This is a genomic window from Psychrobacter sp. CAM01 (genome assembly GCF_032842965.1).
GTDB classification, from domain to species: Bacteria; Pseudomonadota; Gammaproteobacteria; order Pseudomonadales; family Moraxellaceae; genus Psychrobacter; species Psychrobacter celer.
The window spans coordinates 72831-84789 of sequence record NZ_JAWJBL010000009.1; the positions used below are offsets into that span (position 1 = coordinate 72831).

The following is an 11959-nucleotide window of genomic DNA, read 5'->3' on the forward strand; positions in this document are numbered from 1 at the left end:
CTTAAAAACGGCTGTACCTATCGATATCGCTACTCATCAATAGCCCAAACTGGTCAAGGCTCGTTCGTCATCAGACCAGCCACGTTTGACTTTTACCCATAAGGTCAGCATGATTTTTTTGTCAAACAGTTGCTCCATATCCTTACGAGCATCCATACCGACTTGCTTGATACGCTGGCCTTTATCTCCGATGACGATGGCTTTTTGTCCGCTACGCTCCACATAGATGGTCGCATCAATAAAAGTACAAGCTTTGCGTGGACGGCCAGTTTTGGCATCTGTATGCGCAGGCTCGTCTTTGAACTCATCAATTTGCACGGTCAAATCATAGGGTACTTCATCGCCTGCACTGCGCATGATTTTTTCGCGAATGATCTCACTGGCCAAAAAGCGCTCTGAGCGGTCGGTGATTTGCTCGGTGTCATAAATAGGCGACGCCACTGGTAAATGTGAGGCGATCACCTCTTGCAAGCGATCGAGGTTTTGGTTTTTTAGCGCAGATACAGGAACGATATCAGCAAAGTCAAAGCTTTCGTGGAACGTTTCGATCAGGGGCAAGAGCGTACCTTTATCCTTTAAGGTATCGGCTTTGTTAATGACCAATACCACGGTCAGATCTGTCTCACCAAGTTTTTGCAAGGTAAGAAGGTCATCATCGCGCCATTGATCCGAGTCGACCACAAACAGCACCAAATCCACATCGACCAAAGCCGAAACCGCGGCTTTGTTCATACGCTCATTGATCGCCCGTACTTCGTTACGATGGATACCTGGCGTATCGACAAACACCGCTTGCATCTCATGGTTTGACAAAATACCGTGGATACGATGTCTGGTGGTTTGCGGCTTGCGCGAGGTAATAGACAGTTTTTGCCCAAGCAAGTGGTTCATCAGCGTCGATTTACCCACGTTTGGACGACCAACAATCGCCACATAGCCCGACCTGAAATCCTCCGCGATACGCGTCTGGCTACTCGGTGCAAAAAACGCCTCAATGGCGGCATCGTTTTCTAATGAGACATCTTCTGACTGATTGATCTCGTCTGTGCTCATTGCTACCTGATTTTGGTCTGCGGGCATGGGGGTATTTTCAGTCATATTGTCAGTATTATCTGCATTGTGTGATGGCAAATCAGAATGATTGCTCATAAGGTAATCCTGTAGGGTTTATCACCAGCCAAACGGTGTTTGATAAAAAATCACTAGGCGTTAAATGGTGTGTTATCACCAATATTAAAACATCCATTGCGTTATGGGCTAATAAATAGGTGTACTTTTATAATATATGTGGCCAAGACGAGTAAAATCAATATGGACAAACTGCCTTGCAACAATCATATTATACGTAAGGCTGTGGGTTTATCACTTGCTATAAGCGTTTTTTGGCAGAGTTTGGCAGCTTGTGCAACTGATTAATCATCAGCTCGGCCGCTTTTTGCTCAGCGATACGGCGGCTCTCACCAGACTCAGTAATATCAGGGCATTCATCAATATTGACATGACAGCGCACTACAAATATCTGATGCGGCGCATTCCCTCGAGTTTCTAATAGCTCATAATGCGGCAAATCAAATTGCTTGGACTGTAGCCACTCTTGCAAACGGCTTTTGGCATCTTTTAAGGCTTTTTGATCGTTGACATTGTCGATCAAATCTCCATACCACGACAGTACGCACTGGCGCGTGATGTCCATGTCTTGGCTATCTAGGTAAATCGCCCCAATCAAAGACTCTACGGCATCGGCCAAGATAGAAGCGCGATTGCGTCCGCCACCTTTACGCTCGCCCACGCCTAAAATCAAATGGTTGGAGAGCTCAAGATTTTGCGCGATGATTACCAGCGACTCTTGACGTACTAAGGTGGCTCGCATACGCGTCAATCGCCCTTCATTTTGCGTCGGATAACGATGGTACAAAGCTTCTCCGACGATCATCCCTAGCAGGGCGTCACCCAAAAACTCTAAACGCTCGTAGTTTTTTTTGCTGTCAAAAGAGCGGTGCGTCAGCGCAAGCTTTGGCAAGCTCAAATCGTTGAACACATAGCCTAATTTGCGTGTCAAAACCGCTAATCGTTGGACGAACTCTGTACTCACAACGTGGTTGTCGACAGACGTGCTATTTTTTTTGGGAGTAGTAACCGCTTGGGAGTGCTGCGAAGTTGGTTTCATGCGTGGCTTATGGTTATCCCTTCTGTTTTTACTGATGTGGTGAATGATTGAAATGATAAATGCGATATAAAAATCATCGGCGGCTCGGCTGCGCTACTCTGCACTATTCATATCGATATCGGCCTCAAAACGATTGACGATATCGACATTGCCAAAGAAGTTATTGGTGACCGCATACTGCTTATGAATCGCCAGTTGACCCGTTTTTTTATTGGTAAAGGTAAAGACGTCCTCTGCTTTGGTGTCATAATCAGCGTTGATAGATAACTGCCGATTGACACGTTCGACGTACTGTCTGGCGGTTTCGTTATTCTTATTCGACTCTTTTAGCTGGGCACTCAAAGTCTTATTTAATTGATAATCACCAATGTGAGCGGGTACGATAGCAACGATGAGTTTGGCAGCAACACCCAAAACCATAATAACTAAAACGATGCTGGTCACACTTGCACCGCGCTGCGTTGCCAAGCCAGATATCTGCTGCATGATCCTTTTCCTTTACTGGTCCATATTGATAAGTCACTTTTTTAACCGCCGCCTACCTATGAGGCGAGCGTTTATTAACTAGTAACAATATTAGCACAAAACTATTATCGATAAAGAAACCAATAGCGGCATTGCTTGTTTATCAGCAGACATATCATGCTTGTACGCGCCGCCTCAATCTAAACCCTAAGTGAAGAGGCGCTCTAGTCAATCTTTATGGTTAGTGAATCGTACCGTTACGTGAAAAGGTGGGCAGGTTTAGGCCAGGCGGCTTATGCATCCAGATGTAGACCGCTTTGCCCGCTAGGTTTTGTTCGGGCACAAAACCCCAAAACCGGCCGTCAGCACTGCGATCACGGTTATCACCCATCACAAAATACTGACCTTCTGGTACCTGGATACGCCACTGTGTGCCCTCAGAGCTGACCACTTCTGGCGCTTGTTGCTGCAAAAAAGGCGCATATTGCGCGCTATTCATATCGGTCAAATAGCGCACAAGATGTGTCGTATCCCCTTGGGTTTCGGCAAAATACTGCGCTTCACGCTCTTCTTGCTGGCCCATGGCAGCAGCGCTCTCTTCGGTGAGTATTTGACCGGGGGCAATCTGTCCTGGCAAATAAAGCTGAGACGTCAGATCTGTATTGGCCGTAAAGCTGACAGGCTTGGTTTTTACTGGTACGTCATTGATCGCAAGCGTCCCTTTATCATAGCTCACCGTATCCCCTGGCAGACCAATCACACGTTTTATGTAGTAAATACTTGGATTTTCTGGATAGCGAAACACGGCCACGTCGCCATGTTCAGGCTCGCCTGTGTCCAATACTTTATTGTACGTCAAAGGCAGACGCACACCATACGCATACTTATTGACCGCGATAAAGTCGCCTGTGTACAGCGTAGGCACCATCGATGATGAGGGAATATTAAAAGGTTCAATCAAAAATGAGCGTACCACTAACACCACGGCCAATACGGGGAAAAAGTCATAGGCCCAGCGGACCAATAAGCTCTCCTTGCCGCGTCCGCGAGTCTTACGCTGTTTGAGGGTCAATTTATCTAATAGCCAGATGATACCTAAGCCGATGGTTAATGGCACTAAAATTAAATTAAAATCAAAATCCATAATAACTTGCCTATTAACGAGCGGCTTATCTTATTGCAGCATCGATAAGATCAAACCATCTGTGACGTATTTTTTATCAAACCTTTACCAAAGCAGAATGTACTCTTAGCTATCTACTTGCAGCACGGCTAAGAAGGCTTCTTGTGGAATCTCGACGCTACCCACCTGCTTCATACGTTTTTTACCCGCTTTTTGCTTAGACAACAGCTTTTTCTTACGTGATACGTCACCACCATAACATTTGGCTAGGACATCTTTACGCATGGCTTTGACCGTACTACGGCCAATGATCTGGCTACCAATCGCCGCCTGAATCGCCACATCAAACATCTGACGCGGAATCAGCTCTTTCATCTTGGTCACTAGCTGGTTGCCACGGAAGCGTGCTTGGTCCTGATGGACAATCATCGCGAGCGCATCAACTCGATCACCATTGATAAGTACATCTACTTTCACCAGCTTATCGACTTGATAACGCTCAAAGTTATAATCTAACGAGGCAAAGCCGCGCGAGACTGATTTTAGACGGTCAAAGAAGTCCATGACCACCTCGCCCATCGGAATATCAAAGGTCAGCTGGACTTGCTTACCCATAAAGCGCATATCGACCTGTACGCCGCGGCGCTCGATACACAAAGTCATGACGTTACCCAAGTAATCTTGCGGTACTAAAATCTGACAACGGGCAATCGGCTCGCGGAACTCTTCGATATTGTTTGGCTCAGGCAATCTCGATGGGTTATCGACATAGATAATCTCACCGTCTTTTTTGACAATCTCATAAATCACCGATGGCGCAGTGGTGATCAAATCCAAGTCATACTCGCGCTCTAAGCGCTCTTGGATAATCTCCATATGCAGCATGCCCAAAAAGCCACAGCGGAAACCAAACCCTAACGCATCTGAGGTATCTGGCTCAAAGAAAAGCGAAGCGTCATTGATTTGTAGTTTTTGTAAGGCTTCACGGAATTTTTCAAAATCATTGGCATCGACAGGGAACATACCTGCATAGACCTGCGGGGTGATTTGCTGAAAACCTGGGATACGCTCAACGTCAGGCGTGCTGGCATGCGTGATGGTATCACCCACCGGCGCGCCTGCGATGTCCTTGATACCAGCGATGACAAAACCCACCTCCCCTGCTTCTAGGACGCCGGTATCGACAGGTTTTGGCGTAAAGACACCGATAGAGCTGACAGGGTGAGACTCTTGGGTCGATTTGATGTAAATCTTATCGCCTTTTTTCACCGTCCCTTCACGGACACGAACCAACGATACCACGCCCAAATAGCTGTCAAACCAAGAGTCGATGATAAGGGCTTGTAGCGGGGCGTCGCGGTCGCCTGTTGGCGCGGGGATAACCTCTACTAACGTTTCTAATAGCTCATCGACGCCTAGACCTGATTTGGCAGAGACACGAGGCGCATCAATGGCTTCAATCCCTATGATGTCTTCAATCTCTTGAATCACGCGCTCAGGCTCTACTTGTGGCAAATCAATCTTATTTAAGACTGCCATGACCTCCAAACCTTGATCGACCGCGGTGTAGCAGTTGGCCACCGACTGTGCTTCGACGCCTTGCGCAGCATCCACCACCAGCAGCGCCCCTTCACAGGCGGCAAGTGAGCGCGACACTTCATAAGAAAAGTCGACGTGGCCTGGCGTGTCAATAAAGTTAAGCTGATAGCGCTCGCCATTTGGATGGTCATAAAACAAAGTGACCGACTGCGCCTTAATCGTGATACCGCGCTCACGCTCGATATCCATGGAGTCAAGTACCTGCGCTTGCATCTCGCGATCTTGCAAGGCACCGCACATCTGGATAAAACGATCGGCAAGCGTCGACTTGCCATGATCGATGTGGGCAATGATTGAAAAGTTACGAATATTTGCTAATGCAGTCACAAAGCGCCTACTAAATTAAGGGTGATAGAATAAAAAGATTCGAGCAAATGCTGTCAGGCGCATGTCACACGGTCGCTATCTAAAAAGTCGATATCTAAAAACTGGCGGCCCATAAATGAGCCATAAATATCTAGATATTATCAGACCGATATCCGGTATTACTGTCTTTAGTCAACCACTTAAGACACTAACCGTTATGCGCAAACATAAAAGCGTATTCTAGCAGTTTTCCACTATAAAGTAAGGCGATTTTATGCGTTGGCAGAGGATTTACCAGTGAGGTTACAAGCCGATAACGCTACAGAAAAAAAGGAGGCAACAGATTGTTGGCTAATTTGTTTATCGCGTCTGTGTCTTTTGCGATATCGCACGTTTACCTCCGCTATTTTTTAGGGCGTCTTACTCTCAGAAAACGCTGAATCGTCAGTGTTTTTTGTCGCGCTTAGATACTTATATATCCATGGCGACTTGCCATAAAAAGCACCATTTAGCTGGGTTTGCTCTATCAGATACTCACGAAAGCGCAGATAAAACTCGTTGTCTGGGCCCTTTGGCTGCTGCCAGAATTTATCGAGTGGCTTTTGATCCGTCAGTTTGGGAGTGTCATAGATAGCGCGGCCCATAACTTTGGTCGGTTTTTTATGATATACCGATTGTAGACCCGTGGTGCTGTTGATGGTGACCATTCCGATACTGTGCTTAATCAAGGTGGGCAGATGCATATCACAGCCATAAAACACTCGGTTTGCGACTTGGTAGCGCGCTGCCAAACTTGCTATCAACTCACGATAATCCCGATGACCTCGGTCTAGCGGATGATGCTTAAATACCAGCAGCTGCGCAGCATCGGCATGATGGGCAAAACTTGCGATGGCCTCGTCAATAAACTGCACCACATCACGATAGTCACTGTGATGAGTGATTTGCGAGTCATTATGCACCTGTAAGCTAATCAAAAAATAATTATTGCTATCTTGCCGCGTTAGCCGCTGTTGTAAGCGCTTGTCAGGTAAGTAGCCACGCAGCTTGCGCCACGGCGCTTTTAGCCAAGCGATTGCCTCTTGCCAGGCGGTCATGCCACGATAATGGGAATAATGCGGGTAGCGGCCTTTATACAGCCAAGTGGCCGCATAGTAAACGACAGCCGCGACGCTCAAGCGATAAAAGCGATTATGCGTATATAGCGGCTGGTCGTTGGCTTTTTTCAGCGCCTTGATATCAGCCGTATTGAGGCGTGAGTAGCCATTGATGCCATGCTCTTGCAAGGTGATGTAATCAGGGCGCAAATAGCCTTCTTCAAATACGAAAAATGAGGTGCCTAGCTGCTCACCGACCCGCGCCGCTTGAGTATGGTGCGGACGGCAGTCGCCAAAACAGACGATGGCATCGACCCCTTGCTCTTGAATAAAAGCAGACAACCACGACGAAAACTGCGCCAATGTGCCTGTGTATTCGTAAGTATTGGGATGATGATAAAACAGCGCATCGCCAGCATTAAAGTTAATCTTGCTGACCTTGATATCTTGCGTCTGCAAAAAACTTGAGAAACGATGAAAAAACCCGCCCATTTTTCCTTGTAATAGCAAGACATGTCGATGAGTAAGCAGATGAGACATCGAAGCTGTCATAGTATCAAATTACCATTAATCAAAGAAAAAGAAGGTCGCATCAAAACAGGCCAATATACAAAAAAACCGCATAAACGACAGGCAATTATACCTAAAAAAGACATGACTGTCGCAGGGGATTTACGTTGATTGTTGAGATAAGGTTAGTGCGGTTTATTACTTAGACGCTGTTGCCACTGATGGCGATACTGCATAAAACGCGTCGCGGCGCGGCGTTTTAATTGGGTAGGCGTTGGTAATAAAGCGCGCATAGGGCTCTTGGTGCTGGGAGTAATGAAAGCCTCTGAACTGGCCATCAAATCATCGTCATCAGGCGGATACAAATAGTCGATGACCTGCTCCACTTGCGCCAGCCCATGGCCATTTGGCAGGCGATATAACGGGTAGCGAATCAGAGTACAATACAATAGCTGCTCAAGCGATAAAGGAGTGGCGCGATGACGTCTGACCAGATACTGAGATTTTAGCGGCAGATGCGCGTCGATATCTGTGGTCAGCCCCCACCCTGCATAAAACGGCAGACCATAACACGTCACACTCAAACCGCGAAGCAGCGCCTCAAAACCTGTCAATGAGCTGATGGTGTGCACCGCATCGACCCCTTCTAAGCAGTCAGGCATCGCGGTATCATGAGCGACCGCATCTACCAGCTGTAAGCTATCAGCGCCTACCTTGCCAGCGCGCAGTCCTGCCTCTACATCGGGATGCGGTTTATAAATGAGATATGCATCAGGATTGTCTTGCCTAACGCGCGCGATCAGATCACGGTTTTTTTTGATCGTTGACCCGCAGTGCTGCACAGAGAGATCATCTTCTACTTGTCCAACGATAAGGAGGCGACGCTTGCCAGATTGCTTTGCCTGTATGAGCCAGCTGCCATCACGACTTGCCTGACGACTGAGGCTTGCACCCACATTGTATTTACTGACTCGCTGGGTGAGCAGTTTGGCTTGTAGGTTTTGGACGCGCTGACGCTGCAGCTGACTTAGCGGCTGACAATGGCGTAACAGCGTCTCTAAATCCGAGGGCGCGGTGGCGTCGTAATAGATGCCTTGTTTGTCTATCACCACAGATAAAGGCGCCAGTAGCGTTGCGCCCAGACCGTTGGAGCGGATAAAACCATCTTCCATACAGTAGATAGCTGGGCTATCTGCGCCAAAACCTACCTGCTTGCGCTGGCGTTTTTGTTGTACCTGCTGCCGCTTTGCTAAGCCCCAAACCAGTAACGGCTGCTGATAATCCACCCGTAAATGATCAGGATGCAGCAGGTTTTTTAGACGAGGTTTTGGTTTGATAAACAAATCAGTACGCGGCAAATCCAAAAAAGCCTTAACAAATGGCAGCTTCCAGCGGCTAAATTCATAAACCGTCAAACGACCTGCCAGCTGCGCTTGCCAGTGACGGTTGGTCACCAGCCACTCAATCGCCGCCTCTATGTCGCACGATTTTCTGCTCGCAGGATCAACATAGTGACTATAATCGACATAAGCACTATAAAACAGCATCTCTAGAGTCGCGCTCACGTTTCTCGCCATCTTGGCTCTAGACGTCGTTTGAGAAAAAGCTGGTGGAAATAAGGCTGAATTAGGCTGGGGGTTTGACGGCGGTAAACCCATCGCAAATTTTTGACGACGGTGCATGACCGTATGATACAAGCGTTTGGGCGCACCGCTATCATCTGTCAGCCCCCAGCCGCTATACCAATTGACCCCAAAGCAATGCACCTGCTTACCAAGCATCAGCGCCTCAAAACCCATATGCGAGCTGACTGTATACACATGATCGACCTGCGCCAGTAAGGCGATAGGATTGAGCACCTGTGTCAACACTTGCACGTTTTTGGGTAGTTTGAGACCAGTCAGATAACCTGTGCGGGCGGCAGGGTGTGCTTTTATCCAAATATGGGCATTCGGATGATTGCGGCAAGCGGCTTTTAGCATACGCCTAAACTGACGTTTATCTGCACCAGCTCCTTTGACAGAGGCATCGCCTGCGACTTGATCGATTAATAAGATATGTGGCTGCCGAGGAGTGCTTGCGGTATTGGCGACTTTTCGCTTTGCCGCTTTGCTGTTTGCCAACTCATTGAGTGAGGGGCAAGCCGTCACCGCATTATATTTACTCAGCTTTTCTGCACAGATGCGTGCTATCAGCTGCTGGGCACGACGGTGATGCAACGCATGATGCCCAGCACTGTCACGATTGTCACGATTGTTATGATTGTCAAAACTGGCACGGGCAACGATAAGCTGCTCTAAGCGCGAGCTTTGGGTCAAATCAAAATAAATACCCACATCATCGACGACCACACTGACAGCATGGCGGCTACTGATGCCAGAGTCTAGTGAGCGCAAAAAGCCGTCTTCGATACTCAGCGCAGCACAGCTTTGTTTGCTGGCGGCTTTATGGGCGCGCTGGAAGCTTTTTTTGCGTCCCCAACCGATAAAAGCCTCAGGCTGAGGCTTCGATATGGTTTTGATCTGATTCTTGATACGGTTTGGTAAGGGCAACCTAGACAGCAGTGATGCAGCAGGGCCCGTGACACCTTGTTGCCCTGCTGACCACGGATACCAGCGCTGAATATCAGCATGCAGCACTTGTGGTAGCAAAAGATTATTACGCTGCATACCTTTACCAATCACCGCCAGTTGCATCGGCTGCAAGCGCTGGGTTAAGGGCAAAAACAGCGTGTCATCAAAGGCCGATATAGAGGCGCTTTTGCCTTCATCTGTGACGCTGTTTGCCATTATTTCCCCTTGTCAATCAGTGATGTACCAATCACTGATACTTTAGTATAAACACCTTATCCTATAAAACGCCTATCAGTCGTTATAGATCCAGCACCACTTTTGCAGCGATGGCCAACTGATAGAAAATCTGCGACAGTCCGCGCGCAATCTCTACCCGCTTGGTCTTAACCTTTGGCAATACCATAATTTCATCGCCTTGCTGGATACGGTAAGCGGTATTCACCACTTCGCTGGCGCCATTTTGATGGACAACCAAAATCTCGTTGGTATCTGCATTATCACCGAAGCCGCCTGAATTGGCCACATAATCGCCGACGGTATAATCTGGGTTAAAGGTCAACGCCCCTTGCGCGCGTACCTGTCCATTGACCGTAATCACAGACGTCTGCGCGGGGATCTCGATGACATCGCCTTGCTGAAGGATAATGTCTTGCCATGAGTTTGGCACCACAACGATCTGACCGTCTGGCTGTACATTTCGCGCTTTTGCCACAAACTGCTTGACCAAAGCGGCATCATCTTGACGCAGTGCGGCCTCTTCACGGGTCGTTGACTGCGTGGCAAGTGTCAGCTCTTCTAGGCGATCAAGCGACTCATTGATCATGCGTTTTTGCTGCTCAGCGACTGACTGACGATAAATGGTCAAATGCGTCAGCTTAGCCAGCGGGCTTGGCTGCAATTGCGGCACGATGTCTTTGAGACGAGCGCCATAAGGCACCACCATCGCGCCATTGCCCGTATGCGCCCCTTTTACCTGTACAGCGATCGTCCCAGCATAGCGATCTGAGGTCACTACCATCTGATCACCATTATAGACAGGCACGTTTTGCGCCTCTGCCAGTGAGTAGTACTCCGCTGTCTGGGCTCGGCCTGCACTGCGGGTAATACTGACGTTGGTGGCGTTGGCGGCAGGATTGGCCACTTGCAAGACATCACCGATGGTCAGGTCATTGACATCAAACTCAAAGGTATATTCGTTTTGTACTTGGCCGCTGACCTCAAAGGTTTTTTTCTGCGGAGCCACTGTAATCACATCACCATCACGAAAGGCAAAAGGCTGCAACTTACCGGCCAATAAAAAATCATAAAGATTGACTTGCTGGAGCATTTGGCCATTGCGTTTGATCTGAATGTCGATAAAGCTGCCGCGTGTCGGGTCGACGCCGCCGGCTCTGTCCAGATAAGACAGCACCGAGTCCGCCGCCAGCCCGCCATAATAACCAGGCTGTTTGACAAAACCGGTGACAAATACTTTGACCGGCTGTGCTTGCTCTAAAGAAGCATAGACGCCGACGTTTGAGCGGTAGATACGATTGACCGCGCTTTTGACCACGTTTTGCAAGTTGCCGTTTTGAACCCCAGCGATACGTACCGGACCGACGTTTGGTAAGAAAATATTGCCTTGTGGATCGACTGTCATGGTGGAAGCAAATTGATAAGCACCCCACATGCGCACTTGGACATTGTCGCCTGGGTTTATCACATAGCTGTCGTTAAAGGTCGAGCCGGAGGTGGTCGAAAAAGCCCCGCGAAATAGCTGCTCACCAAACATCATGTCTTGGGTGTTGATGTCTTGGTAAGGGCGGGTGGTGTTAATAACCGACTGACTGGGCAAGCTGGCGGCATTCACCGCTTCTTGAGTGGTGGCCTGCCCGGCTACACCGCCAGCAAACGCTTGGGTTGAGACATTGATATTATTACGATTTTGATCTTGGCTGGCATTATTGGCGCTTGTACCAAAGCTAGAGCCTGCCATTTGCTCGGCATAACTGACGGCGTTTGCTGACATGCTCATAGCAGCCATCGCCACACTTATCATCATCACGATCGCACGTGGTTTCGTATTCATGAATTATATTCCTTTACTGATCTGTCGATCATTAGTGGTATCTGGTCGGTC

General features: G+C 48.3%; 8 protein-coding genes. All 8 read right to left on the minus strand.

Translation table 11 applies throughout. From position 1 onward, the window contains the following. Positions 1 to 36: 36 nt before the first annotated feature. The 8 genes from era to R0I52_RS07660 all read right to left on the minus strand — a co-directional run bounded on the left by era (position 37) and on the right by R0I52_RS07660 (position 11908). Positions 37 to 1053, minus strand: coding sequence for a GTPase Era (gene era, locus R0I52_RS07625; protein ID WP_410524048.1), 1017 nt, complete (start codon positions 1051 to 1053; stop codon positions 37 to 39). Between the two features lie 316 nt (positions 1054 to 1369). Further along, the gene (rnc, locus tag R0I52_RS07630; protein ID WP_317053838.1) at positions 1370 to 2167 is read right to left on the minus strand and encodes a ribonuclease III; all 798 of its coding nucleotides are present in this window, start codon (positions 2165 to 2167) and stop codon (positions 1370 to 1372) included. A gap of 93 nt (positions 2168 to 2260) precedes the next feature. Next, positions 2261 to 2653: a DUF4845 domain-containing protein gene (locus tag R0I52_RS07635; protein ID WP_317053839.1), complete on the minus strand. Its 393-nt coding sequence runs from the start codon at positions 2651 to 2653 to the stop codon at positions 2261 to 2263. Positions 2654 to 2873: 220 nt separating this feature from the next. Continuing rightward, a complete protein-coding gene (gene lepB, locus R0I52_RS07640; protein ID WP_317053840.1) occupies positions 2874 to 3776 on the minus strand; it encodes a signal peptidase I in 903 nt (300 codons plus the stop codon). 105 nt (positions 3777 to 3881) lie between these two features. After that, positions 3882 to 5681 (minus strand): translation elongation factor 4, encoded by a 1800-nt coding sequence (gene lepA, locus R0I52_RS07645; protein ID WP_317053841.1) that lies wholly within the window; start codon positions 5679 to 5681, stop codon positions 3882 to 3884. 389 nt (positions 5682 to 6070) lie between these two features. Further along, entirely contained in the window at positions 6071 to 7309 is a 1239-nt protein-coding gene (locus R0I52_RS07650) for a capsular biosynthesis protein (RefSeq protein WP_317053842.1), read from the minus strand. Positions 7310 to 7452: 143 nt separating this feature from the next. Beyond that, positions 7453 to 10056, minus strand: coding sequence for a capsular polysaccharide biosynthesis protein (locus R0I52_RS07655; protein ID WP_317053843.1), 2604 nt, complete (start codon positions 10054 to 10056; stop codon positions 7453 to 7455). Between the two features lie 82 nt (positions 10057 to 10138). Then, complete coding sequence (locus tag R0I52_RS07660) at positions 10139 to 11908, minus strand: polysaccharide biosynthesis/export family protein (protein ID WP_317053844.1); 1770 nt, start codon at positions 11906 to 11908, stop codon at positions 10139 to 10141. Between the last annotated feature and the right edge of the window lie 51 nt (positions 11909 to 11959).